Genomic DNA, 26,520 nt, shown 5'->3' on the forward strand with positions numbered 1-26,520 from the left:
ACCGCAATACGATTGGCAGTTTCTTCGACTGGTCGAGAGCCAACTACTCGCGGCGGACATTTCTGCCAAGAAACGCTGCGACTGCGCCTGTCAGCGCGATGCCGTGCAATTCCTCCGGCGATGCCAGATGCGTGGCGATGATCTCACGATTATCAAGTCGCAGCTCGGGCATGCGATCGAGGTGCAGTTCAAAGAAATGCACCCGGTCCCTTCGCCCGTCCCATTCGCCGTATACGCTGCCTGCCGGGATCAACGGGTACGACGAGAAGCCAATCTCTTCTTCCATTTCTCGCTGCGCCGCTGCATCAGGCGTCTCGCCTGGCCGGATACTCCCGCCGGGAAAACTCCACTCGGCCCGATACGATGACTTCACCAGCAACAGCGCCCGCCCGACATGGATTGCTACGAGCGCGCCCTCATGGCGGGGTCGTCGAAGATGCCACCAGGCCCGAGCGAGCGGAAATCCGACGCGAAGGACGATGCGCCAGACAAAATCGACAAGCAGAGCCGGTCGCGCTCGCTCAACACCTGACATGTGTGCTCTCCTTTGATGGTCAGAGGGATCTTCGCGTTCGCCGCGTTCTTGCGGCGGCCGAACGTCAAATCCCGCACAAAGGATGGCAGTTTAAACTGAACATCAGACATCGCTGCTCAACCGGAACACCGCGATTTGCCGGCTGAGGTCGCGCGACTGCTCGTCGAGCAACTGGGCGGCCGCGCTCGCCTGCTCGACGAGCGCCGCGTTCTGCTGCGTGATCGAGTCCATCATCCCGAGCGCCGCATCTACCTGCTCGATCCCCGTGCGTTGTTCTTCGGCGTCGGCAGCGAGGCCGCTCATCATTTCCCTGAAACGCCCGGCTGCATCGAGCACGACGCGGATCGACTGCTCGGCGCCCGCGACGAGCGTCGAGCCGTCCGCCGCCGCGCCCACGGAATCCGCCACCAGCACGCCGATTTCCCTCGCAGCCGTCGATGCATGCTGCGCAAGCGAGCGCACTTCGGACGCGACGACGGCGAAACCCCGTCCGTGTACGCCCGCGCGCGCCGCTTCCACCGCGGCGTTCAACGCGAGTATGTTGGTCTGAAACGCAATGCCCTCGATGATCCCCGTGATATCCGCGATCTTGCGCGAGCTCGCCTGGATGCGCGCCATCGTGCTGCTCACCTGATCGACGGCGACATTGCCTTCGTTCGCCGCGCTCGCCACTTCGTCGGCGATCGCGTAGGCGTCGTGCGCGCGCGCCGCGTTCTGCCGCACGGTGTCGGTCAGTCCGCTCATGCTGGCCGCCGTCTGTTCGAGCGAAGCCGCCTGCTCTTCCGTACGCGACGACAGATCGAGCGTGCCGGCCGCGATCTCGCCGACCGCCGTGCCGATCGATTCGCAGCTATCGCGCACGGCCGTCACGGTGTGCGAAAGCCGGACCTGCATCTGCCGCAGTCCGTCGAGCAACTGTCCCATTTCATCGGCGCGATGACGTGGAATCGCGCGGCTGAGATCGCCCGCGGCGATTGCGTCGAAGTGCGTCAGCGCGTCGCCGAGCGGCGCCATGATCGCGCGGCGCAGCGAGCGCCAGCTGAACGCCGCCGCCGCCATGCCGAACACGATCATCGCCGACGACACCGCGACGAACAGCCTGAAATAGCGCTCCGCGTCGTCGTAGCTGCGCTTGGCGTTCGCGTAGAGCGCGCGCTTGAGCACGTCATTGGCGGCGCTCATGTCGTTGAACAGCCCGCTCAGCTGCAACGTGCCGATGCGTTCGGCGCTCGCGCGGTCACCCGCTTTCAGCGCATCGAGAAATGCGCCCATCGCGCGGCGCAGCGCGTCGCGGCGCTGGCCGGCGGCTTCGATCAACGCGGCCTCGCCCGCTTCGTGCACGCCGGCGACGAAGCTGCGCCACTCCTCGTCAGACTGCGCGAAGAAGCCGTCGGCATGGCGAATCTGTTGCGCGGCGCGCGCCGCGTCCGCCTGGGCCATTGCGCCGCCGAGCACGAGCCGCGTGCGCGCGATCAGCAATTCTGCATTGCCGATGTGCACGGCCGCTGTCAGCTTGTTCTCGTAGGTATCGCGATTGGCGCGATTCGCGCGCCACGCGCCCGTCAAGCCGAGCACGCCGATGGCCGTCATCAGCAGGGCCAGCAGCGCCATCGTCAACACGATGCGCTGCTGCAGCGACATCGTCTTGCGCCGTGTTTCAGGTGCTGTGGCAAAAGAGGACGCGAGCGCGGCGGCATCGGCGGTCAGAGTGGAGAGCATCGTATGAACCCTTGACTGAGCGATCACGCGATCGACTGGCTTGCGGCGCGTCGCCGGTTCCAACCCAGCCATACCGACAGCAAGGCGATGAACACGAAAACGCCCGACACGTTCAGGAATAGCTGCGCAACAGGCAAATGCATCGCCAGCAGCACGCCGCCGAGGACGGAACCGACGACCGACCCGAGCTTGCCGACACCGATGGCGGACCCCACACCCGCCGAGCGCAGCATCGTCGGATAGAGCATGCCCGCCACGGCATAGAGCGCGAACTGGCAGCCGATCACGCACACGCCGCTCATGAACGACGCGCCGTATAGCCAGATCGCGGGCATCGGCATGCCGAGCGAGACGCACACAGGAAGGCCCAGCATCGCAAGCAGCAGGATCACCGCGACCCCGTAGCGGTCCACGCAGCGGCTCAACGCAAGCGCGCCGACGGTGCCGCCCACCGGGAACATCATCGCGGCTTTCGCCGCCTGCGCGGCTGGCAGTGTGCTCATGCTGAAAAGAATCGGCAGCCAGTTCTGCAGAAAATGCAGCGCGAGCGAGTTCAGCACGAACAGCATCCACAGCAGCGGCGTCACACGGGCGAGGCCATTGCTGAACAAAGCAAGCGGCGTTGCGCGCACTCGCTTTTCATCGTCGACGACGTAGCGCACGTCCGCGCCACCTTGGTCGATACGACGATCGAGCCGGCCCACGATGCGTGAGATGTGCCGCACAGCGCGGCCATTGAGTATCAGAAAGCGCACCGATTCCGGCAACAGCCAGACAGACGCGACGGCGACCGCTACGGCCGCTACGCCGCCGACTTCGAACAGCACGGGCCAGCCGTAACGCGGCAGCAGCCACGATGCAATCGCGCCACCGCCGCCCGCGCCGATCGAAAAGCCCGAGAACATCAGCGTGATCCACGTCGCGCGGCGCGCCTTTGGCGCGTATTCGGACACGAGCGCAACCGTATTCGGCACGACGCCACCCATGCCGATGCCCGCGAAAAAGCGAAGCACGGTCAACTGATCCAGCGAGGTCGCGTCGCTGCATGCATACGTCAGGATGCCGAACCACAGCGAGCCGAAAATGATCGTCATTCGCCGTCCGATGCGGTCCCCGATAAAGCCGAGCAGCAACGAACCGACGAGCACGCCGAACAGGCCGACGCCGAACACATGGCCGAAACCCGCGGCACTCACGTGCCATGCGCGAATCAACGCCGGCGCCGCATACGCCGCGGCAACCTGATCGTAGCCGTCGATCAGTACGATGAGGAAACACCAGGCGATCAGCCACAACGAGAAGCCGCGCAGTGTTTGCCGTTCGATGAGCGCGGTCACGTCGATGGTGCGAGTGGTCTGCGAGACGGTATTCATCGTTGTTTTGTCCAGAGAGATCGCATCAGGCCAGGAAGACGAGCAGGGACGGCCGGACGCCCGCCCGCCGCAGCGAGCTCGAGATCAGGCATCGACACGTCTGAAAAACGAGCGCGTTGCGAGTTGCGCGCGGCGATCAGGACGATCAGGAATCGCCCAACGCTGAGCGCATCTTGATGGCGGTGTTCTCCTTGCTGTGCTCATCGCCGAATCGCGCCCTGTACAGCACGGCCAGCACCGTCGAAAAGACGGTCGCGACGAGAAACAGGCCCGATGCCGCGTAGAACATCTGCGCGAACGGCAGATGCATCGACAGCAGAATGCCGCCGATCACGGGCCCCGACACCGAGCCGATCTTGCCGACCGAGATCGCACTGCCCACGCCCGCCGAGCGGAACGACGTCGGATAGATCATGCCCGCGACCGCGTACAGCCCGTACTGCGCGCCGACGACGCAGAAGCCCGTCGCGAACACCGCGAACATCAGCCACGCTTCGGACATGCCGTGCCCCAGCAGCGCAACGACGGGACAGCCGATCGCCGGCAGCGAGATGATGGCCAGCACGCCATGACGATCGACGAAGCGGCACAGGATCAGCCCGCCGAGCACGCCGCCCACCGAGAACATCGTCGTGATGATGCCCGCGCTTTGCGGATTGATGCCGACGCCTTCCATCAGGATCGGCAACCAGTTCTGCAGGAAATACAGCGCCATCGAATTGACGATGAACACGATCCACAACAGCGGCGTGATGGCGCGCAGGCCATCCGAGAAAATCAGCTTCAGCACGAAGCGCTTCTTGTCCTGGACTTCGCCGGGCACGAATTGCGCGTCGGCGGGCAACGCGATGTCGGGACGCAGACGTGCGACCAGCTTGCGCACGGTTTCGATGCTGCGCTCGCGCACGACCAGCAGCTTCGCCGATTCCGGCAGCATGACGATCAGCAGCAGCGCAACCGCGAGCGAGCCGACGCCGCCCACCACGAACATCACGGGCCAGCCGTAGCGATGAATCAACGCGGACGACACCAGACCGCCCGAGCCCGCGCCGATCGAGAAACCGGAGAACATCAGCGTGACCCATGTGGCGCGCAAACGCTTGGGCGCGTACTCGGCCACCAGCGCAACCGAATTGGGCACCACGCCGCCCATGCCCAGCCCCGCGATGAATCGCAGCAGCATCAGTTCCGGCAACGACGTCGCCCACACGGACACCAGCGTCAGCAGCCCGAAAAACAGACTGCCCGACACGATGGCGCGCTTGCGGCCAAAGCGGTCGCCGAAATAGCCGAAGAGGAACGAACCGATCAGTGTGCCGAACAGCCCCGCGCCGAACACAGGACCGAAACCGCCGCGCGCGACGTGCCACTCCTTGATGATCGCGGGCGCCGCAAACGAAACGGCCGTCTGGTCGTAGCCGTCCATCAGCATGATCAGGAAACACCAGAACAGCAGGCCAACGGCGAAACGTCCTGTCTTTTGCTCTTCGATGAGAGTCGATATGTTGAATGTGCGGTCTGCTTGCATGTGCGTCCCAATGTGCCTGATCGGCCGGCAACGCGTGTGCTTCGCGCCGCCGCCCCGTGCTGCGTTCCTTTGGCGCCGCCGCCGGGAGCCTCAATATACGGCCCGCCGGCAGGCGACAGAATCAAAAAATCTCGATGATCAGATCGAAAAAAGTGAAGAAAGCCCTACCCCGTTGGCTCTTTCCGCTCTCTGCGCTCGTTCACCCGCTCCACAGCCGTCTTCACGCCATATCGCCTCCGCCGCACGCATCAGAACATGTGATTGATACCGATGCGTCCCACCGTCTGCGCGCTCGAACTCGACGGCTGATAGCCGAACTGCTCGGCCTTCGCGCCCGTGCCCGACGCGCGCTGCAAGCCGACGCCTCCGTAAATCTGCGTGCTCTTCGACAGGTAATGGGTCAGAAACAGGTTGTACTGGTTGTACGTCAACCCTTCGAACATCGAACGGTTGTACGAGACGCCCAGCACGTAGAAGCGCTTGCCGCCGCTCAGATCGATGTTCACGCCGACCTGGTAGTTGCGCTCCGTCACCGAACCCTGCGGATCTTCGAGCTTCACGTCGGTAAATGTTGCGTGCGGGATGAAATCGCCAACCGAGACCGAGCCGCCGACGGCAATCGTGCTGTACCGTTCGGCATTGAACTGCACGCCCTGTTTCAGTGTCTGCCCCAGCACCGACGTCACACCGAAAATGCCGAACAGGTCCGCCGTGCGGTTGTGCGACATCGTGTACGCGGCGCCCAGTTTCACGGTGCCGTTCTGGTAACGCGCACCAATGCTGTACTGACGCCCGTCGCTGAAGTTGGTCTGATTGCCGAAGCTGTTCATCACGCCCGCCTGGAAGCCGCGGTAGTCGATCGTCTCGTACTTCACCGAGTTGTCGAGCGCGCGGGTGTTCGCGAGTCCGTCCAGGTTGCCGACCGTATAGAACGACGAAATGCCGGGCACCGAGTTGTTCAGTCCGCCCACGTATTCGTATACGTAGTCGGGAATGTGGCCGAGGCTCAGCGAGCCGAACCGGTCGTTCGAAATGCCCACGTACGCATCGCGATTGAAGAAGCTCGTCGGATTGATCTGCGCGCCCGTGTTCGTCAGGAAGCCCGATTCGAGCCGTGCGAACACCGTGTTGCCGCCGCCGATATCCTCCTTGATCAAAAAGCCGAAGCGGTCCGGGGTGCGCTTGCCCGCCGATTCCTGATACAGATGCGCGCCGCGCGAGTTCGAAACGAAATCGACGCCGACGTCGACGCTCCCGTACAGCGTCACCGATGACTGCGCGAACGCGGGGCAACTCAGCGCGACCGCACAGCCGCCTAACAGCAGACTCGTCGTTTTCAACCAGTGTCTCCAATGTCTTTATTGTCGCCAGCCGGCTGCTTGCCGGCTGATCCCCATCTGACGCGTGCGGCGATTCCGTGCCCGGATGCCCGTGGTCTGCCAAATGTTGCCGAGAGTGTATCCAACGTATTTACGGCTTTGAATCGCGAATTATTTATCAACCAATCGAACAAAACGAACAAAGCTTTTAATGGCTCGGTAGAAACACCAGGAGCGGGGATTAAATCTCCTTTTACGCTTCTTTTAGCAGAAACCCGGTGCTAACATCCGCCGCGTCACGCGAATCACGATTGGCATTCGGGAGAATCTTATGGATATGAGAGGCATGCCGCCGCGGCGCATGGTGGTGGGCATCAGCGGCGCGTCCGGCGTCATTTACGGCGTGCGGCTGCTGCAACTGCTGCGCAAGCTCGACATCGAAACGCACCTCGTGATGAGCCGCTCCGCGCAGGTCACGCTCGCGCACGAGTCCGACTACAACGTCGCCGACATCCGCGCGATGGCGAGCGTCTGCCATTCGAACACCGATATCGGCGCGTCCATTTCTAGCGGCTCGTTCCCGGTGATGGGCATGATCGTCGCGCCCTGCTCCATCAAGACCTTGTCGGAAATCGCGACGGGCATGACGTCGGGCCTGCTGTCGCGCGCCGCCGACGTCGCGCTGAAGGAGCGCCGCCGGCTCGTGCTGATGGTGCGAGAAACGCCGCTGCATCTCGGCCACCTGCGCAGCATGACGGCCGTGACGGAAGCGGGCGCGATCGTCTATCCGCCCGTGCCCGCCTTCTACGCGAACCCCGAATCGCTCGCCGACATGGTCGACCACACGCTTGGACGCGTGCTCGACCTGTTCGGACTCGACACCGCGACAGTGCAGCGCTGGGGCATGTGAGCGCGCAACGATCCGCTTTTTCCCGCCGATAAAGGGTTTATCCCAGGCATCTGCGAATTATCAAATTTCATTGATGATCCATTCGGATTAATTTGCTTCTTTCCCGCGATTCGCTGATTTAAAGTGATTTCCGATTTCACCGGGTTAATCACTCACAAATATTATCGATGGATTGATAAGCAACGTCGATAAAACGCGCCCATTACGAAAGAGGTCGGATCGTCGAATGAAGATAGTTATTGCAGGCGCCGGTATCGGCGGATTGACGGCCGCGGCCGCGCTATTGAAAAAAGGCTTCGATGTCACGGTGTTCGAACAGGCGCAGGCGCTCAAGGAAATCGGCGCGGGCGTCCAGCTGAGTCCGAATGCGACACGCGTGCTGTTCCGGCTGGGCGTCGGCGATGCGCTCGAAGGTCTTGCATGCGAACCGCTCGGCAAGCGCGTGCGGCTCTGGAACACCGGCCAGACCTGGCGCCTCTTCGACCTGGGCGCGCAATCCCGCGAGACCTACGGCTTCCCCTATTTCACGCTGCATCGCGCGGACCTGCATGAAAAACTCGCCGACGTCGTGCGCGCGCTCAAGCCCGACGCGATCCGGCTCAATCACAAGGTCGAAAGCTTTTCGCAGCGCAACGGCAAGGTCGTCGTGCAGGCAGTCGGCGGCGAAACCTGCGAAGGCGATCTGCTGATCGGCGCGGACGGTGTGCATTCGCGCGTGCGCCGCGCGCTGTTCGGTCCCGACGAGCCGGTATTTTCCGGCGTAATGGCGTGGCGCGGCGTGATCGACGCGTCGAGGCTGCCCGAACATCTGCGCGAGTCGTACGGCGCGAACTGGGTCGGCCCGGGCGCTCACGTGATCCACTATCCGCTGCGCGGCAACAAGCTGGTCAACTTTGTCGGCGCGATCGAAAAGTCCGGCTGGCAGGTCGAATCGTGGTCCGAACGCGGCACGCTCGAAGAATGCCTCGCCGATTTCGAAGGCTGGCACGAAGACGTGCGCACGCTGATCTCGGCCATCGACATTCCGTACAAGTGGGCGTTGATGGTGCGCGAGCCGATGTCACGCTGGAGCCACGGCCACGCCACGCTGCTCGGCGACGCCTGTCATCCGACGCTGCCGTTTCTTGCGCAAGGCGCGGGCATGGCGATCGAAGACGGCTATCTGCTCGCTCGCTGCCTCGAACGGTACGCCGACGACATCCCCCTCGCGCTGCAACGCTACGAAGCACTGCGACTCGACCGCACGGCGCGCGTCGTACGCGGCTCCGCAGCGAATGCGACGCGCTTTCACAATCCGCAGCTCGCGCATGCGGAAGGCGCATCCGCCTATGTGGATCGCGAATGGAGCGAGGAGCGCGTGAAAGAGCGCTACAACTGGCTGTTCGAATACGACGTCGATAGCGTCGAAGTCTGATACGGCACCACAGCCCGTACGAACCGCATTACAAGGAGACACCGTGTCCCACTCCAGCCCGGCGCCCGTGCTCGGCCTGCACCATTTCGCGTGGCGCTGCCGCGACGCCGAACAAACGCGCCACTTCTACGAAGACATTCTCGGCCTGCCGCTCGTCCATGTGATCCGCCTCGACCGCGTGCCGAGCACGGGCGAATACTGCCCGTATGTGCACGTGTTCTTCGAAATGGCCGACGGATCGAACATCGCGTTCTTCGATCTCGGCGATGCGACGGCTGCGTTGCCTTCGCCGAATACGCCGTCGTGGGTCAATCACATCGCGCTGCGGCTCGAAACGCTCGAACAGCTCGAAGCGATGAAAGCGCGCCTGATCGAACATGGCATCGACGTGCTCGGCGTCACCGATCATCATTTCGTGCGCTCCATCTATTTCTTCGATCCAAACGGGCTGCGCGTTGAACTGACCGTCCCGGTTGCGCCCGTCGAAGAGCTGGCAGGATATAGAATGCGAGCTCGGCCGGCGCTCGACGCCTGGACCGCTGAAAAAGATAAAGCAGTATCGGAGACACGCCCCGCATGAGTGCACTGAATATCACGCACGATCCCGCGCGGCGAAGCTGGATCGAATCGGCGAATGCCCGCGACACGGATTTCCCCATACAGAACCTGCCGTTCGGCGCCTTTGCGCGCGGCGGCGAAACCCGCACGGGCGTGGCGATCGGCGACCGCGTCGTCGATCTGCGCGCGCTGCACGATCTGTCCCTGCTCGACGGCGATGCGGCGTTCGCCTGCGCATCGGCCTGTGACAGCACGCTCAACGCGCTGATGGCGCTCGATGCGCGCCATGTGAGCGCGCTGCGCGCCGCGCTGTCCGATCTGTTGAAACACGATGCGCCTGCGCGTTCGCGTCTCGCCTCGTCGATCGATGCCGTGCTGCCGCGCGTGGCCGACGTCGAATTGACGCTGCCTTGCACGATCGGCGACTACACGGACTTTCTGACCTCGCTGCATCACACCGAGCGCCACGGTCGCTACAAAGGTCTCGCCGATCCGCTGCCTGCTGCCTTCAAGTCGCTTCCGATTGCCTATCACGGCCGCGCCTCTTCGCTGCGCGCGAGCGGCGGCGACGTGCGGCGTCCACATGGCCAGTATCGCGATGCAAACGGCAACGTGTGTTTCGGCCCCGCGCCGATGCTCGATTTCGAACTGGAACTCGCGGCTGTTATCGGTCGAGGCAACGCACTGACGCGCCCCATCGCGATCGACGACGCGCGCAATCACGTGTTCGGCTATTGCCTGCTCAACGACTGGTCGGCCAAAAGCATTCAGTGGTTCGAACAGGTGCTGGGTCCGTTCCTCGGCAAAAGCTTCCATTCCAGCGTATCGCCGTGGCTCGTCACGGAAGAAGCGCTCGCGCCGTTTCGCAAGGCTGCGCCTTCGCGCGCAGCGGGCGATCCCGCAATCCTGCCGCATCTTCGCGGCACGCACGATCAGCAACACGGCGGTCTCAGCCTGGACCTGTACGCGCATCTTTCGACAGCGGCGATGCGCAGCGATCGTATGCCCGCGATGCAGATCACGCACACGCAACTGGACAACCTGTACTGGACGTTTGCCCAGATGATCGCGCATCACACGAGCAACGGCTGCAATCTGCGCACGGGCGACCTGCTCGGCAGCGGCACGATTTCCGGCCCCAGCGACGCATCGCGCGCTTGCCTCACGGAACTCACCGAAGCGGGCAAGAAGCCGCTCGCGCTGCCGAACGGCGAATCGCGCGTCGCCCTCGAAGACGGCGACGAGATTGTGTTGAGCGCGCGCGCCAGCGCACCGGGCGCCGTATCGATCGGCTTCGGCGAGTGCCGCGGCCGCATCGCTGCCGCGCTGCCGTATCCAGCCGCCGCCGGGGAGCATTGAATCATGACGACGCTCAACGGCTTCCGGCAGTTCGGACACGGTCCGCACAAGGTGATCGCGCTGAACGGCTGGTTCGGCAGTTCCGCCGACTGGACCGCGCTCACACCCGCGCTCGATGCCGAACGCTTCTCCTACGCGTTCTTCGACTATCGCGGCTACGGGCTTTCGCGTGACGCAGACGGCGCGTTCACGTTCGACGAAGTCGCGCGCGACGTGCTCGCGCTCGCCGATCATCTCGACTGGCCGCGCTTCAGCCTGATCGGCCATTCGATGGGCGGCATGGCGATGCAGCGCGTGCTGCTCGCCGCGCCCGAACGGATCGTCAACATGGCGGGCGTGTCCGCTGTCCCCGCGTGCGGCTCGCGCATGGATGAAACGCGCCTTGCGATGTTTTCCGCCTGCATCGACGACGTCGCGAAGCGCGCGGGCATCATTCACTTTTCGACGGGCAGCCGGCTCGCGTCGCCGTGGAGCACGCATCTCGCGCAACTGTCGATGCGCGACTCGCGGCGCGAAGCGTTCGCGGGTTATCTGCCGCAGTGGGCCACGGGCGATTTCGCCGCGCAGGTGGAAGGCAATCCCGTGCCCGTCAAGCTCTTCGTGGGCGAGCACGATCCGACCATCACGACCGAGCTGATGACGCGCACATGGCTTGCGTGGTATCCGAACGCCACGCTGGAAACGCTGCGCAACGCAGGGCATTACGCGATGCTCGAAGTACCCGTCGCGCTCGCCACTGCGCTGCAGAACTGGCTCACGGAGCCGCAAAAGGCCATGACGGGCCTGTAACGACAGATACCAGGCATGCACGGCGGCACCGCATGCTGCAGGAGACGACATGTACGACACGACTTATCTGCGCGCCGCGTCGCTGGCGCAAGCCGTCGACTGGCTGCGCGAGCACGAAGAAGCGCGGCCGCTGTCGGGCGGCATGACGCTGATCCCGACGCTCAAGCAACGCCTCGCGGCACCGTCGCATCTCATCGACCTCACGCGCATCGACGAACTGCGCGGCATCGAAGTGCGCGGCGACACGCTGCATATCGGCGCGCTGATGAAGCACGCGGAAGTCGCCGCCTCCGCCGTCGTACGCGAAGCCATTCCCGCGCTCGCGCATCTGGCCAGCGTGATCGCCGATCCGCAGGTGCGCAACCGCGGCACGATGGGCGGATCGGTGGCGAACAACGACCCGGCAGCGGACTATCCGTCCGCCGTGCTCGCACTGAATGCGCACGTCATCACCTCGTCGCAACGGCGCATTCCCGCCGACGACTATTTCATCGACACATTCGAAACGGCGCTCGAAGCCGACGAGCTCGTCACCGCGATCGAATTCGCCATTCCACGCCGCGCCGCCTATGCGAAGTACCGGCACCCGGCGTCGGGCTACGCGGTGACGGGCGTGTTCATCGCGCAGTACGACGATGCCGTGCGTGTCGCCGTGACGGGCGCGGGCGCGTCGGTGTTCCGCTGGTTCGATGCCGAGACCGCGTTGCAACAGGACTTGTCGGAGGCCGCGCTCGCATCGCTGTGGATCGACCGCGACATGCTGCCCGACGACGCCAACGCGTCCGCATCGTATCGCGCGCATCTGATCGAAACCTATACCCGCCGCGCACTGCAGGCGCTGCTCGCGTCGTAACGACGCCGCTCAATTCAGGAGAACAGGATGGAATTCACCGGATCGCAAACCATCGCGGCATCGCGCGAACAGGTATGGCAAGGACTCAACGACCCGGCCGTGCTTCAGGAATGCATTCCCGGCTGCGAAGCATTCACGGCGGAAAGCGAAGACGAGTACAAGGCTGTCGTGGTCGCCTCCGTCGGCCCCGTCAAGGCGCGCTTCAAGGGCACGCTCGAACTGTCCGAACGCGACGCGCCGAATGGCTACCGGATTCTCGGCCAGGGCGAGGGCGGCATTGCGGGCTTCGGCAAGATGACGGCAACCGTCACGCTCGCCGATGCCGAAGACGGCACCGTGCTCACCTACGTGGCCGAAGCGCAGGTTGGCGGCAAGCTCGCGCAGATCGGCTCGCGCCTCGTCACGTCGGTGGCGAACAAGCTCGCCGCCGAGTTCTTCAAGCGCTTCAACGCGACGCTGACGGCAGCGAACGAACCCGCCGCCGAATGAGCGCGCGGCACGAACGGGAAAGACAGGTGAATCATGGTTGAAGTCCAGCTTCAGGTGAACGGCACGGACGTCTCGCACGCTGTGCCCGACAACACGCTGCTCGTCGAATTTCTGCGCGAGCATGTGCGGCTGACGGGCACGCATGTCGGCTGCGATACGAGCCAGTGCGGCGCGTGCACCGTGCATCTCGACGGCAATGCCGTCAAGTCCTGCACGGTGCTCGCGGCCCAGGCGAGCGGCGGACAGGTCGTGACCGTCGAAGGTCTGAGCGCGCAATGCGGCGGCAAGCTGCATCCCGTGCAAAACGCGTTCGTGCAGTGCCACGGTCTGCAGTGCGGCTTTTGCACGCCCGGCATGATCATGGCCAGCGCGTTCTATCTGCGCGAGGAACCGGCGCTCGATGTGGCAAGCATCAGTCACGCGCTGGAAGGCAATATCTGCCGATGTACGGGCTACGTGAACATCATCGAAGCGGTGCGCCACGCAGCACGCGAGATGTACCCCGATGCGCCTTTCGCGAAGACGGAGGAACACGCGTCATGATCGGCAAACCGATACCTCGCGTCGAAGACCAGCGTTTCGTGACGGGCAATGGCCAATACACCGACGACATTCGCGTCGATGGCCAGGTGCATGCCGCCTTTCTGCGTTCGCCTCACGCGCATGCCGCCTTGCGCTCGATCGACGTCACTGCCGCGCAGGCAGCGCCCGGCGTGATCGCCGTGCTGATCGGCCAGGACTATCTCGACGATGGCTTTCAAGGCGTCGATCATGTGCCGAATCCCGTCGACGCCGTCGACGCGACGAAGAAGGCCTTTCTGACGTCGCTGACGGGTTCGATCTTCAACCAGTTTCATATCCCGCTGCCCGTCGACCGCGTGCGTTATGTCGGCGAGGCGATCGCGATGGTGATCGCCGAAACGCCGTTGCAGGCGCGCAATGCGTCGGAGCTGATCGAAGTCGATTACGACGTGCTCGACGCCGTCATCAACGGCGCGGACGCCATGCAGCCCGACGCGCCGCAGCTGTGGGACGGCGCGCCCGGCAATCTGTGCTTCCAGACGCAGATCGGCGACCGCGAAGCCGCGCGCCAGATTCTCGCGCAAGCCGATCGCGTCGTGCGCCGTGAGTTTCATCACAGCCGGCTCGTCAATTGCCAGATGGAGCCGCGCAGCGCGATCGGCATGCATGACGCGGCCAACGACGTCTACACGCTGATCTCCGGCAGCCAGGGCGCGGTGCGTCAGCAACTGGTGCTTGCTGCCGCGCTGAAGGTGCCGCCCGCGCGGATGCGCGTCGTGTGTCCCGATACGGGCGGCGGCTTCGGGCCGCGCTCGTTCGTCTACGTCGAGCAGCTGGCCGTGGTGTGGGCCGCGCGCCGTATCGGACGCCCCGTCAAATGGACGAGCGACCGCAGCGAAGCGTTCCTGTCCGACTATCAGGGCCGCGACGCGATCATCCGCTGCGCAATCGGCTTTTCGAAAGACGGCCGCATTCTCGCCATCGACAACGAATGGATCGGCAACGTCGGCGCGCATACGGTGTCGTACGTGCCGATGTCGAACGGCACGCGCATCATGACGACCGTCTACGATGTGCCCGTGGCCGCCGTACACGTGAGCGCGGTGTTGACCAACACGGTGCCGACCGCGCCGTATCGCGGCGCGGGCCGTCCCGAAGCGACGCATGTGATCGAGCGCATGCTCGATCTCGCCGCTGCCGAACTCGGCATCGAGCGCGCGGAGATTCGCCGGCGCAATCTGGTGTCGCACGACAAGCTGCCCTATCGCAGCCCGATGGGCCTCACGTACGACAGCGGCGAATTCGAGCGCAACATGGCGCGCGCGTTGACGCTTGCAAAATGGGACAGCTTCGAGGAACGCCGCGCGCAATCGCGTGCGAATGGACGGCTGCGCGGCATCGGGCTGGCGAACTACATCGAGTCGCCCGTTGGCGCGCCGCGCGAGCGCATCGAGCTGACGGTGCACGCGGACGGCAGCGTCGATATCGTGTCGGGCACGCAGTCGACGGGCCAGGGCCACGAAACCACGTTCGCGCAGGTCATCGCGCATCATCTCGGCGTACCCATGGAAGCCGTGACGCTGCGCACGGGCGACACGGCATTCGTGAGCGTCGGCGGGGGCAGCCATTCGGACCGCACGATGCGCCTGGGCGGCATGCTGCTCGTCGATACCGCGCAGCAGATCATCGCCACGGGCAAACAGGTGGCCGCCGCGCTATTCGGCGTGGCCGTGTCCGAGGTCGAATTCGCGGATGCCTCTTTCACAGCCTCCGCCGCGGGCAAGCGCATCAGTCTCGCGGAAGTCGCGCGCCAGGTGTCGCAGGATGGCGTGCCCGGGGACCCGTCGATGAAAAAGCTCTACGCCCACGCCGAAGTCAACACGCGCGTTCCCGCCCATCCGACGGGCGCCGCCGTCTGCGAGCTCGAAGTGGACCCCGACACAGGCATGGTGGAACTCGTCAACTACACGTCCGTCGACGACGTGGGGCAACCGATCAATCCGCTGATCGTCGAGGGGCAGGTGCACGGCGGCCTCGCGCAAGGCATCGGCCAGGCGCTGTCCGAAGGCTTCTACGTGGATCGCGAGACGGGACAGGTGCTGACGGGTTCGTACATGGATTACGGCATGCCGCGCGCCGGCGTGATCCCGCCGCTCAATGTGGAACTGACGGAAGACCCGACGCATGGCAATCCGCTGCGCGTGAAAGGCGGCGGCGAAAGCGGCATTACGCCTGCCACCGCGACGATTTTCAACGCGCTGGCCGATGCGCTGCGCGAGTACGGCCACGATGAACTCGCGATGCCTGCCACGCCGAAAGTAGTCTGGGAATACATCCATCGCGCTCAAGGAGGCGCACATGTCAACTGAATCCGTCGCTATCCGCCGCAAGGGCGCGCTGCTCGACATCGTGCTCGACCGGCCTGAGAACGGCAATCTGATCGACCAGCCGATGAGCGACGCCATCATCGCCGCCGTCACCGCAATCGACGACGATACGAAGCTCGTGCGTATCGGCAGCAGCAGCAAGGACTTCTGCAAAGGCCGCCAGTCGCCGATGCCGCCTCAAGGCGCCAAGCCTTCGGCGGAAACGTTGCGGCGCGTGGTCGCCGCGCCGCCGCTCGCGCTCTACGATGCATTGAAGGCAGTGCGCGTGCCCGTGCTTTCCGTGGTGCGGGGCGAAGCGATCGGGGTCGGCTGCGCGCTGGCAGGCGTGTGCGACGTCGCGCTCGCCGCCGACAACGCGATCTTCCAGATCCCCGAAATGGAGCGCGACATTCCGCCCACGCTCGTCATGTCCGCGCTGATTGGACGCGTGCCTGTGAAAACGGTTGCGCACATGGTGTTGAGCCGTGCGCGTCTGTCGGCGCAGGAAGCGCTCGTGGCGGGTCTCGTGAGCCGCGTCGTGCCGATTGCGTCGCTCGACGACGAAACCGACGCGCTCACCGACACGCTGCTCGGCTGCAGCGCCGTCACGCTGCGCGCCGTCAAGCAGTTCCTGCATCTCGCGCCCGACATGTCCCCGGCGGGTTCGAGCGGCTTTGCCGCGCATCTCGCGGCCACCGCGCTGTCAGCACGCTTTTGAGCGTGCGCACCGCGCAACGCCCTGCACATTAGGACACGACATTGAGACCCAAGACAGCCATTTCTTCGACCGCGCAAGGCGCGGAACTGCCTGACCTCGAACGCTTCCGTCTGAGGCGCTTTCTCGCGTCGCTCGACGACACGGAACTTGAACGCCGCGACGAACCCGTCGATCTCGCCGATGTCGCCCGCATCATGGAAGGCAACCCGCGTGCGGTGTGGTTCCAGCAGCCGGCGGGCGGCACGGTGTCGCTCGCGGGCAGCGTCGCGGCAAGCCGCATCCGCCTCGCCAAAGCCTTCGACACGACGCCCGCGCATCTGCTCGAAGTCGTGCGCGACCGTCTGCGCAGCAAAGGCAAGCTCGTCGAAGTGCGCCGCGAAGAAGCGCCCGTGCAACAGGTCGTGCTGACGGGCGACGAGTGCGACTTCACCGCCCTGCCCGTGCATCTGCAGCACGATCTGGACGGCGCGCCGTATATTTCCGCGTCGATCGACTTCGCGGTCGACCCCGACACCGGCTGGACCAACGTCGGCATTCGCCGTCTGATGCTGCGCGGCCGGCGCACGGCGGGCGTCGATCTTGTCGCGCCGTCCGATCTGCGCGCCATCGCCATTGCTCACGCGAGGCGCGGCGAGCGGCTGCCGATCGCGTTCGCTGTCGGCACGCATCCCATCGATCACGTCGGCGCAACGATGCGCATTCCCGCGGATGAACTGGAGCTCGTCGCCGCGTTGCGCGGTGCGCCGATGGGCGTCGTCAAATGCGTGACGAACGATCTGCTCGTGCCCGCCGACGCGGAGTTCATTCTCGAAGGCTATCTGGACGAACGCGGGCACGCGGAACCGGAAGGACCGTATGGCGAATTTCTCGGCTACTACGGCGGCATCAAGACGAACCCGGTGTTTCATCTGACGGCCATCACGCATCGCAAGGATGCCGTATTCCAGACCTGCACGATCGGCGGCCGCACGATGGCGCGCACCGATACGGCGCAACTCGCCGCGCTGCGCACGGAAGTGACCGTCTGGCGCGCGCTCGAAACGGCCGTGCGCGAGATCAAGGGCGTATATGCGAGCCCCGCAACGGGCGGCATGTTCAACGTGCGCGTCGCGATGCAACAGCGCGTGCCCGGCGAGGCGCGCAATGCGATCGCCGCTGTGTTCGCGTCGCTCGCGAACGTCAAGCATGTGTTCGTCGTCGATCCCGACATCGACATCTTCTCCGACGAGCAGATGGACTGGGCGCTCGCGACGCGCTTCCAGGCCGACCGCGATCTCGTGATGCACAGCGGCATGCGCGCGATGCCGCTCGATCCCTCGCTCGGCGGCTCGACGGTGACGGCAAAGGTCGGCTTCGATCTCACGCTGCCGCTGCTGCGTCCCGGCGAGGAGCGCGATCTCGAACACCGCGTGCCGATGCCGCCGGCGCTCACGGGCGCGCGCTTCGACTCGCTCGAAGCCGCTCTCGCAGATGGCCCGAAGCGCTTTACCGAGCTGATGTCCGCAACGGGTACGCGCGATGGCCGCGAAATCGTGCGCTGGCTCGAAGATACGGGCACCACGCGCACGATCGTCCGCGACGACGAAGGCCGGTACGCATTCGCGTAACCCGCGCCGCACCCGCCCGCGCTTTCGCTTGAAACACGCGCTGTGGCAACGTTTGCGCGGCAAGATCTGCCGCCACGTCACGGCGGCAGCGTGTCCGCGATCAGGTCTAGTCCCGGTCGCGGACACGCCGGCACGGCGATAGAATCCGGGCAGCCCTACCGTGCCCTGCCTCAAGGATCGCCGTCGATGAACCTGTCCCTCAAACAACTCAAAGTCTTTCTGGGCGTCGCAAACGCGTCGAGCTTCACGAAGACCGCGCAGAGCATGCATTTGAGCCAGGCTGCGCTGAGCGCGATCATTCGCGAACTCGAAACGCAGCTCAATTGCCGCCTGTTCGAGCGCACCACACGCACCGTCGCGCTCACGGAAGCGGGCCGCCTGTTCTATCCGACGGCGATGAAGATCGTCGAGACGCTCGAAAAATCGGTGGTCGAGCTAAACGAGCTGGGCCGGCAAAAACAGGCCTCGCTGCTGCTCGGCTGCACGCCGATGATCGCCGCGAGCCTGATGCCGCAAGTGCTCGCGCGTTTTGCGCAGACCAACCCCGATGCGCAGATCGAACTCGTCGACCGTCCGCCGGGCGAACTGCTGAAGATGGTCGAGGAAGGCGATCTCGATGCGGCGTTCGGAATCTTCTTTTCGCAGCTTTCCGGCATCGATCGCGTGCCGATCTTTCCGACGCGGCTCGTCGTGGTTTCGTCGACGATGGAAAGCGCGCATGGCATCGGCAAGGTGCCGCGCGACGGCGTGCAATGGCGCGCGCTCGAAGGGCTTCCCCTCATCACGCTGCCGAAGGACAACCCGTTGCAGCGTCTGATCGAGGCATCGCTGTCGAAAGAAGAAGTGACGACGGGCCGGCGGACGGTGATCGGGCACTTGCAGACGGCGATTGCAATGGCTCACGAAGGACTCGGCGTCGCGATCATGCCGTCGTTCTGCGAGCATATTTGCCGCCACTACCAGGTACGTATCGACGTGATCCGCCCGGAAGTGGAGTTTTCTTTTTACCGGATCACGCGCAGCGGGCGCGACACGCTCGCGGCGCTCGATCAGTTCACGGAGATGTTCGCCGCCGCCGCGCAGCTGAGTCCGTTCGATACGGCGGCTAACGCGAAGTGATCCGCGTCAGGCGAAGCATGCGAGTTCCCGATCGACGATAGACGGCGCCATGCCCCGCGAGCTTTTTGCCGCTGCGACCTGCAACGAAGGCGGCATCATGACACCGTTCTTCACGGCCGTGACTTCGGCGAGTATCGACACAGCGATCTCAGGCGGCGTTCTGCTGCCGATATACATCCCAACGGGTCCATGCAGCCGCGCGAGCTCCGTCTCGCTGAGATCGAACTCTTTCAGCCTTTCGCGCCGCGCTGCGTTATTGCGCCGCGAGCCTACTGCACCGACATAGAACGCGGGCGTTTTCAACGCTTCCATCAACGCGAGGTCATCGAGCTTCGGATCATGCGTGAGCGCGATCACCGCGCAGCGCTCATCGAGCTTCATATCGAGCACGGTATCGTCAGGCATCGTACGCACGATTGTCGTGCCGGGCACATTCCATTCATCCGTGTACTCGTCGCGCGGATCGCACACTGTCACCTGGTAATCGAGCCCCACCGCGATATTGCACAGATAGCGCGACAGTTGCCCTGCGCCAATCACCAGCATCCGGTAACGCGGGCCGTGGATCGTCAACAGACGCCTGCCGTCGAACTCGACGCCATCGGTGGCTTGCGCGGGACTCAACCGCGCGATACCCGTTTCCATATCGAGTGCGCGCGCAACGAGCCATCCGTCTTCAAGGGCGCCGCACAATTGAGCGATGCCACTCGTCTGCGTCAACGGCTCCAGCACGAGCTGGATGGACCCGCCGCACGGCAGCCCGAAGCGATGCGCCTCTTCGGCGCTGATGCCATAGCTAACGACTTCGGGCTTCGTCTGCTCGATTCCACGTTGACGCACGCGGTCGATCAGATCGTCTTCGATGCAGCCGCCCGATACCGAGCCGACCACCGCGCCATCGTCGCGCACCGCGAGCATCGCGCCTTCGGGACGCGGCGACGAGCCCCACGTCTTCACCACCGTCACGAGCAGCGCGCGATGTCCCTGTTCGAGCCAGCGCGCGCTGGACTTCAGCACTTCGAGATTGACACTGTCCACTATCGACACCTTATCGCCGCGAATCTTTGACATGCAGTGTATGCGGCGTATCCGGCGACGTGAATCGGCAAATCTGGATCATGTCATCGGAAATGCTGAAGAATCGGCGCGCCCCCCAGACATCGCCGCCCGACGCTTGCATCGTTGCGCATTCACCGCATCGCCGCCGCCGACGGCAACGTGAAATAGAAGCGCGCGCCGCCGTGCCGCGACGCATTATCGGCGGTGATCCAGCCGTCGTGCGCATCGATGATCGAGCGGCAGATCGGCAGGCCCATGCCCATGCCGCTTTCCTTCGTCGTGTAAAAGCTCTGGAACAGACGCGGCAGGTCTTCGGGCGCGATGCCCGGCCCGCTGTCTTCCGTCGCGCAATGGACACGTTTCGCATCGGGCGTTTCCGTGCGTATCGTGATGATGCGCTCGGTGCTGCCCGCCTGCTCCATCGCCTGTATCGCATTGACGAGCAGATTCACGATGACCTGCTGCAACTGCACCCGGTCGCCGAACACCACGGGCGCGACAGGCGCGCGTTGACGCATCACCGTGACGCCGCGCGACTGCACTTCGGGTCGCAGGAACACGAGCGCCTCATCGATCAATTCATCGAGTTGCGCGACGGCACGCTTCGGTCCGCGTCGCAATGCCATCGCGCGAATCCGCTCGACGATTTCCACCGCGCGCCGCGAATCCGCTGCAATACGTTCATTGATCAGACGCGCCTCGTGCACGTCGGGCAGCGCGCGATCGAGCCAGCGGTTGCCGACCGCGCTGTTCATTTCGATCGCGGACAGCGGCTGTTTGAGTTCGTGAGCCAGCGACGCCGCGAGTTCGCCGAGCATCGAGATGCGCGCCGCGTGAGCGAAATCCGCCTGCAGACGCTGCAGCATGTCTTCGGCGCGCACGCGTTCGGTCAGATCGACGAGGCTGATCAGCGCGATGCCCATGTCCTCGCTCGAACTCGGACGCGCGACCGTGAACAGCACGTCGATGATCCGTCCGTCGAGCGTGGGCAGCTTCGTCGACTCCTGAAACGTGGTTTCGCCGTTATAGCGGCTTTCGAGCGCGCGCCGGAACGTGCCGGGACTTTCGCGCCACACCCACGGCACAGGGCCGAGCAACGCGCGCCGGTCTTTCGCGCCGAACATTTGCGCCGCGTGGTGATTGACCTCTTCGACGATCAGCAGCTTCATCGCATCGTCGAGCCAGCCTGGGTGAGCGTCGATGTACTCCGACAGGTTTTCGACGCCCTGCCGGCGCAGATCCGTCAGCAGATCGATCAGCGGCTGCGCCTCCGTTTGCCACAGTCCGACGGGCACGTCGAAGAACACGCTGCGATACCGCTGCTCGCTGCGTTCGAGCGCCGCGTGCGCCTCCTTGCGCAACGTGATGTCCTTGACGGCGCCCAGCACGCGCAACTGATCGTGCTCGTCGGCAACGACATGCGCGATGATCTGCACATGACGCACGGAACCGTCCGGCATCAGCAGCCGGTGTTCGATATCGAACGCCTGACGGTCGCGTGTCGCACGATCGAAGGTGAGCCGCACGAACATCGCGTCGTTCGGATGGACGCGGCCGAACAGCATATCGATGGTCGGCGTGCTGTCGGCTTCATGGCCGAAGATGCGAAAGCTCTCTTTCGAGCAGAAGAAACGCCCGACTGACACATGCCAGTCGAAGCTGCCCGTATTGCTCAGTCGCTGCGCGTCGGCGAGCAGCGCTTCCGCGTTGCGCAAGTCCGCATACAGGCGCGCGGTTTCGAGCGACATCGCGGCCTGCGAGGCGAGCAGCCGCAGCACGGCCGTTCGCTCAGGCGTGAACACATCGGAGGCGAGATTGTTCTCCAGATACAGCACGCCGATCAGCTTGGTCTGCTTGACGAGCGGCAAGCAGAGAATCGAATGACACCCGTGACGGACCACATATTCGTCTTTCGAAAAGGGGCTTTGCGTCGCGGCATCGTCGAGCAGCAGCAGGTCGCGCGTGCGAACCACATAGCGCAGCACCGACTCCGGCAATTGCCCGGCCGTCGTGCGCGCTCTCGGCAGCCGCACATCGACCGCCGTGTGCGCCGTCGATGCCTCGGCTTCGATCAGCAGATCGTCGCCGCGCGCGAGCATCAGCAAACCCCGGTTCGCGCCCGCGTGTTCGAGCGCGAGCACCATCAGCGTGTGCACCAGCTCCTTCAGATCGACGCCGCTGAAGATAGACTGCGACACCTTGACGACGGTCGCAAGATCGAGATGCTCGACCGAGGTCGCCACCGTGCCGTCCTGATTCGTCGGCTGATGCGCGGATCGTCGTGCGAAGCGCGGGTAGAGACGTTCCAGTTGACGCAGCTTGCCTTCGGCGCCCCAGCGTTCATAACACGCGCGTGCCATCATCAACCCGTTCTCAGCCAGCGACGCGAGCCCGCGCGACGCGTGAAAACGCGCGGCAAGTTCGTGCGCCATCGCCTGATTCTGGATGAACCCATGCTCGCGCGCCGAGCGTATCGCTTCTTCGTAGTGCCGCATGGCTTCTGCGTCGCGGCCTTCGATGCGCGCGAGTTCCGCGCGCACGAGTGCGAGGCGGTTGCCGTAGTTTTCGGGGCCATGCGTGGCCCACATCTCGAACTTCGGCAGCTTCGCATCGAGTATGGCGCGGAACGCCTGCTGCTGTTGCGCGGACGCGTCCGGATAGAGCGCGGTCAACGTGAGCACATGGAAGAAGTGAAACGTCGGTTCGATGGACAGCGCCATCACGGAACTGATGACGGCCTCGGCTTGCGCCGCTGCATGCAGCGCGTCCGCATAGCGGCAGTCGATGTAGGCGAGCATCAGCTTGATGATCCGGTAGACGCCGATCCCGCAGCCCCAGTTCGACCGGATGATGGCCTCGCAACACGCGGCTTCGTCGAATGTCTCGTCGTTCAGCTGCAGCGTCTGCGCCGTCTTGCCTTGCAGGCTTGCCACGAATTGCCGTTCGATACGGATCGTCTCGTGAACGGCGTCGTTGTGGCTCTCCTGCATGAGCGTCGCGTAACGCGCCGAATGCGTCTGCACGTCTTCGAGCGTTTCGCCTTTCTCGATCATTTGCCACACCGCGTTGAACGCGAGGTTGCCCGCGAACACCAGGTCGCCGACTTCCATGCATGCCGTTGTCGCGCGTTCGAAAACGGGCAGATTCGCCGATATGTGGCATCGCCAGAAATTGACATGACTGCAATACAGATGCAGCAGCTTGCCATACAGACGCCGGTTGCCGAACTTGTCGTTCAGCCGCAGCGACATTTCGGAAAACTGCACGGCAGCGGGAATGTCGGCGACGCGCGAGACGAGGAACAACGCGAAATTGCCGTACGCGAAACTCGAGTAATCCGTATTGCCGTACAGCAGCGAAAGATTGACAGCCGTCAGCGTGAACAGCGGATAAAACACGGGACGCGCCGCGAACGCACAAGGCATCGCTTCGACCAGCAGGTTGATGATCGCGCGATTCGCCGGGTCGTCGGCGACAGGCGCGTCGACCAGCGCGTGTATGGGGCGCCCGGCCTGATTGACGGGAATCTCCCTCAACGCGTTGGCGACAGCCATCTGAACGCCCTGATCGTTATCGGGAAACACGATGCCGAAGTCGCGCAACGCGGCGAGCGCAACCCCAAAGCTCTCGTCGTATTTCCCCGCGAGCTGGTACAACTCCATGCGCAAACTGAACACCCTGGAGCGGTCGAGATTGGAGCGCGCCTTGTCGAGAATCATGTCGGCCAGCATATCGGCCTTCGCGAAATCGCCGACCAGATACTCGCACTCCGAAAACGCAAGATACAGCTCCAGCGTGCTTTCATATGATTGTGTCCACGCGTCGGCGGGCAGCAGCGCGACTGCCTGCTCGAGATAGCTGCGCGCCGAAGCGTAGGCCGTTGAATTCATTGCGCGCTTGCCCGCGATGAGATTCAGCGCCACGGTCTGCGCGCGCTCCGCCGCGCTCGTGATCAATGCGGCGCCGCGATTGAGATGATTGACGATGTCGAAGATCATCTCTTCGCGTGCCTCGGGCGCCATTCGCGAGGCGAGCGCGCGCCCGATCCGCAGATGCGCGGCCGCGCGTTCGCCGCGCGGTATCAATGCATACGCGGCTTCCTGCACGCGGTCGTGCGCGAACACATAGGTGTGCCCCACGCGAAACACCAGCCCGGCACGCACGGCTTCCCACAGGCTTGCGTTCGTCGTTTCTTCCGTGCCGTCCTGCACCCACGTCAGCGCCGTGACATCGGCGACGTTGCCCAGACACGCGAGCTGCCCCAACGCCTCGCGCGTCGGCACCGGCAGCCGGCCCAGCTTTGCCGCCATCAGATCGGCGACGTTGTCCGTGAAGCCCTTCGCGCGAATACGAGGCAGGTCCCAACGCCACGCCGCGCTGCCGTGATCGAAGCGGAGCAGTTCTTCATCGTGCAAAGTGGTCAGAAACTGGATCGTGAAAAATGGATTGCCGCCCGTCTTCTCGTGCACGAGCTGCGCGAGCGGCGAAGCAGTTGCGCTGTCGCAGTGAAGCGAATCGGCCACGAGTTGCGTCACGCTTTCGGGCAACAGCGGCGCGAGCGTGAATTGCTGCACTTTGCCTTGTGCGTCGCGAATCGATTCGAGCGTGTGCGTGAGCGGATGCGATGCGCCGACCTCGTTGTCACGGTAAGCGCCCACCAGCAGCACGTGCCGCACGTCGGGATGCGTGACGAGATGTTCGAGCAGTTCGAGCGTGGCCGTGTCGAGCCATTGCAGATCATCGATGAAGAGCGCGAGCGGATGCTCGGGCCGCGCGAACACGCCGAGAAAGCGGCGGAACACGAAATGGAACAGGTTCTGCGCATCTTTCGGCGGCAGGTTGGGCACAGGCGGCTGTTCGCCGATGATGAGCGCAAGCTCGGGAATCAGATTGACGATGATCTGACCATTCGGTGCGAGCGCTTCGACGAGCGCGCGGCGCCACGGCTCGACTTCGTCGTCGCTCTTGCTCAGCAGGTCGCGCACGAGCCACTGGAATGCCTGCGCGAACGTGACATACGGAATGTCGCGCTTGTACTGGTCGAACTTGCCTGCCGCAAAGAGCCCGCGCGGCGGCACCAGCACCTTGTGCAACTCGTTGACGACCGACGATTTGCCGATGCCCGCGTAGCCCGCGATCAGCACGAGTTCCGTCGTGCCGCCCGCCACGATGCGGTCGAACGCGGCAACCAGGCTTTCGATCTGCGCCTCGCGCCCATACAGCTTTTCGGGGATGAGCAGCCGGTCGGATACATCGTGTGCGCCCAGCTCGAACGGCTCGATACGCCGATGCACGGTCCACGCCGCCAGACACGAGCGCAGATCGGCTTCGACGCCCGCCGCCGTCTGATAGCGCTCCTCCGCCGTCTTCGCCATCAGCTTGAGGATCAGGCGTTCGACGGGCTCAGGCACAGCGCGGACGCGCTCGCGGGGCGGCGGCGGCATGCGCGCGATATGACAGTGAATCCATTCCATCGGGTCCGAGGCCATGAACGGTAGCGTCCCAGTGAGCATTTCGTAGAGCGTGACGCCCAGTGAATAGAGGTCGCTGCGCGTGTCGATCGAGCGGTTCATCCGGCCCGTCTGCTCGGGCGCCATGTAAGCGAAGGTGCCCGCGACGACTTCAGGCGGCGTCGGCGGCTGATGCTCGAGCGGAAGAAGCGACGCGATACCGAAGCCGGTGAGCCGCACCTGGTCGTTGCCATCGACGAGCACGTTCGCCGGTTTGATGTCCTTGTGCACGAGACCGCTTTGATGTACGTGCCGAACCGCGCTTGCAAGACCGACCGCAATGCGCAGAAAACGTCCCAGTTCGAGCGGGCGGCCCAGCTTGCGATGCAGCGGCGTGCCGCCGGCATCGGCGAGAATCAGCGTGGCTGACTCGTTGCGCAGATCGAGTGCGAGCGGGCGCGCGGCCCACGCGGGATCGAGCGTCGATGCAAGCGCGTGCTCGTGTTCGAGGCGAGCGACGAGGCGGGACGAGGCTCGCGTGGCGATCAGCGCCAGCACCGAGGCAGCGTCGCCCCGCCGTCGCGCACGATACAGCGACGAATCGGCATCTTCGCGTAGTGACTGCAGCTCATACCCGCTGAGATCCACGTTGACTCCCCTGTCCCGATCTCTGGACACGATTTTGCTCGATTTCAGATTTCGGGGCCATGGGAGGAACCGTCCGGCCGGTCAGCAGTACTCGGTAAATATGCGTGTGTTTTGCATGTTGTCGGATGGGGATTCGGGCGCCCGCATCTCTTGCACCGCTTGAAGCCGACCGCGCCACGGGCCGG

The 26,520-nt window shown here is 64.2% G+C and carries 20 protein-coding genes; 13 read left to right on the forward strand and 7 right to left on the reverse strand.

From position 1 onward, the window contains the following. Positions 1–43 precede the first annotated feature (43 nt). The 5 genes from H3V53_RS03875 to H3V53_RS03895 form a co-directional block, all read right to left on the reverse strand. Positions 44–535 carry an NUDIX hydrolase gene (locus H3V53_RS03875; RefSeq protein WP_336596803.1) on the reverse strand — a complete coding sequence of 164 codons (492 nt, stop codon included), beginning with the start codon at positions 533–535 and terminating at the stop codon, positions 44–46. Between the two features lie 102 nt (positions 536–637). Continuing rightward, on the reverse strand, positions 638–2,254 hold the full coding sequence (locus H3V53_RS03880) for a methyl-accepting chemotaxis protein (protein WP_336596804.1): 1,617 nt from the start codon (positions 2,252–2,254) through the stop codon (positions 638–640). Positions 2,255–2,277: 23 nt separating this feature from the next. After that, positions 2,278–3,627, reverse strand: a complete 1,350-nt coding sequence (locus H3V53_RS03885; protein ID WP_336596805.1) for an MFS transporter — start codon at positions 3,625–3,627, stop codon at positions 2,278–2,280. Between the two features lie 145 nt (positions 3,628–3,772). Beyond that, the gene (locus tag H3V53_RS03890) at positions 3,773–5,155 is read right to left on the reverse strand and encodes an MFS transporter (protein WP_336596806.1); all 1,383 of its coding nucleotides are present in this window, start codon (positions 5,153–5,155) and stop codon (positions 3,773–3,775) included. 248 nt (positions 5,156–5,403) lie between these two features. Continuing rightward, positions 5,404–6,495 (reverse strand): porin, encoded by a 1,092-nt coding sequence (locus H3V53_RS03895; protein ID WP_336596807.1) that lies wholly within the window; start codon positions 6,493–6,495, stop codon positions 5,404–5,406. Positions 6,496–6,507: 12 nt separating this feature from the next. Between H3V53_RS03895 and H3V53_RS03900 the strand changes: the two genes are divergently transcribed. The 13 genes from H3V53_RS03900 to H3V53_RS03960 all read left to right on the forward strand — a co-directional run bounded on the left by H3V53_RS03900 (position 6,508) and on the right by H3V53_RS03960 (position 19,178). Then, positions 6,508–6,759 carry a hypothetical protein gene (locus tag H3V53_RS03900; RefSeq protein ID WP_336596808.1) on the forward strand — a complete coding sequence of 84 codons (252 nt, stop codon included), beginning with the start codon at positions 6,508–6,510 and terminating at the stop codon, positions 6,757–6,759. Between the two features lie 46 nt (positions 6,760–6,805). Further along, positions 6,806–7,384 carry a UbiX family flavin prenyltransferase gene (locus H3V53_RS03905; RefSeq protein ID WP_336596809.1) on the forward strand — a complete coding sequence of 193 codons (579 nt, stop codon included), beginning with the start codon at positions 6,806–6,808 and terminating at the stop codon, positions 7,382–7,384. A gap of 226 nt (positions 7,385–7,610) precedes the next feature. Further along, complete coding sequence (locus H3V53_RS03910) at positions 7,611–8,798, forward strand: FAD-dependent monooxygenase (protein ID WP_336596810.1); 1,188 nt, start codon at positions 7,611–7,613, stop codon at positions 8,796–8,798. Positions 8,799–8,841: 43 nt separating this feature from the next. Then, a complete protein-coding gene (locus H3V53_RS03915) occupies positions 8,842–9,378 on the forward strand; it encodes a VOC family protein (RefSeq protein WP_336596811.1) in 537 nt (178 codons plus the stop codon). Then, positions 9,375–10,715: a fumarylacetoacetase gene (gene fahA / locus H3V53_RS03920; protein WP_336596812.1), complete on the forward strand. Its 1,341-nt coding sequence runs from the start codon at positions 9,375–9,377 to the stop codon at positions 10,713–10,715. Before H3V53_RS03915 ends, fahA begins: the two co-directional genes overlap by 4 nt. A gap of 3 nt (positions 10,716–10,718) precedes the next feature. Further along, entirely contained in the window at positions 10,719–11,504 is a 786-nt protein-coding gene (locus tag H3V53_RS03925) for an alpha/beta fold hydrolase (protein ID WP_336596813.1), read from the forward strand. Between the two features lie 49 nt (positions 11,505–11,553). Then, on the forward strand, positions 11,554–12,357 hold the full coding sequence (locus H3V53_RS03930) for an FAD binding domain-containing protein (RefSeq protein WP_336596814.1): 804 nt from the start codon (positions 11,554–11,556) through the stop codon (positions 12,355–12,357). A 27-nt stretch (positions 12,358–12,384) separates the two neighbouring features. Then, positions 12,385–12,846, forward strand: coding sequence for an SRPBCC domain-containing protein (locus H3V53_RS03935; RefSeq protein ID WP_054920251.1), 462 nt, complete (start codon positions 12,385–12,387; stop codon positions 12,844–12,846). 33 nt (positions 12,847–12,879) lie between these two features. After that, on the forward strand, positions 12,880–13,389 hold the full coding sequence (locus tag H3V53_RS03940) for a (2Fe-2S)-binding protein (protein ID WP_336596815.1): 510 nt from the start codon (positions 12,880–12,882) through the stop codon (positions 13,387–13,389). Next, positions 13,386–15,737 carry a xanthine dehydrogenase family protein molybdopterin-binding subunit gene (locus H3V53_RS03945; protein WP_336596816.1) on the forward strand — a complete coding sequence of 784 codons (2,352 nt, stop codon included), beginning with the start codon at positions 13,386–13,388 and terminating at the stop codon, positions 15,735–15,737. Before H3V53_RS03940 ends, H3V53_RS03945 begins: the two co-directional genes overlap by 4 nt. Further along, positions 15,727–16,452 carry an enoyl-CoA hydratase/isomerase family protein gene (locus H3V53_RS03950; protein ID WP_336596817.1) on the forward strand — a complete coding sequence of 242 codons (726 nt, stop codon included), beginning with the start codon at positions 15,727–15,729 and terminating at the stop codon, positions 16,450–16,452. Before H3V53_RS03945 ends, H3V53_RS03950 begins: the two co-directional genes overlap by 11 nt. Positions 16,453–16,493: 41 nt before the next feature. Then, complete coding sequence (locus H3V53_RS03955) at positions 16,494–18,059, forward strand: UbiD family decarboxylase (protein WP_336596818.1); 1,566 nt, start codon at positions 16,494–16,496, stop codon at positions 18,057–18,059. A 186-nt stretch (positions 18,060–18,245) separates the two neighbouring features. Continuing rightward, entirely contained in the window at positions 18,246–19,178 is a 933-nt protein-coding gene (locus H3V53_RS03960; protein ID WP_336596819.1) for a LysR family transcriptional regulator, read from the forward strand. 6 nt (positions 19,179–19,184) lie between these two features. Here the strand turns inward: H3V53_RS03960 and H3V53_RS03965 are convergent, their stop codons facing one another. Together H3V53_RS03965 and H3V53_RS03970 are read right to left on the reverse strand one after the other, a co-directional pair. Then, positions 19,185–20,216, reverse strand: coding sequence for an XdhC family protein (locus H3V53_RS03965; RefSeq protein ID WP_336596935.1), 1,032 nt, complete (start codon positions 20,214–20,216; stop codon positions 19,185–19,187). Positions 20,217–20,368: 152 nt separating this feature from the next. After that, positions 20,369–26,335, reverse strand: a complete 5,967-nt coding sequence (locus tag H3V53_RS03970) for an ATP-binding sensor histidine kinase (protein WP_336596820.1) — start codon at positions 26,333–26,335, stop codon at positions 20,369–20,371. Between the last annotated feature and the right edge of the window lie 185 nt (positions 26,336–26,520).

It is taken from the genome of Paraburkholderia bengalensis (genome assembly GCF_037126505.1).
GTDB classification, from domain to species: Bacteria; Pseudomonadota; Gammaproteobacteria; order Burkholderiales; family Burkholderiaceae; genus Paraburkholderia; species Paraburkholderia bengalensis.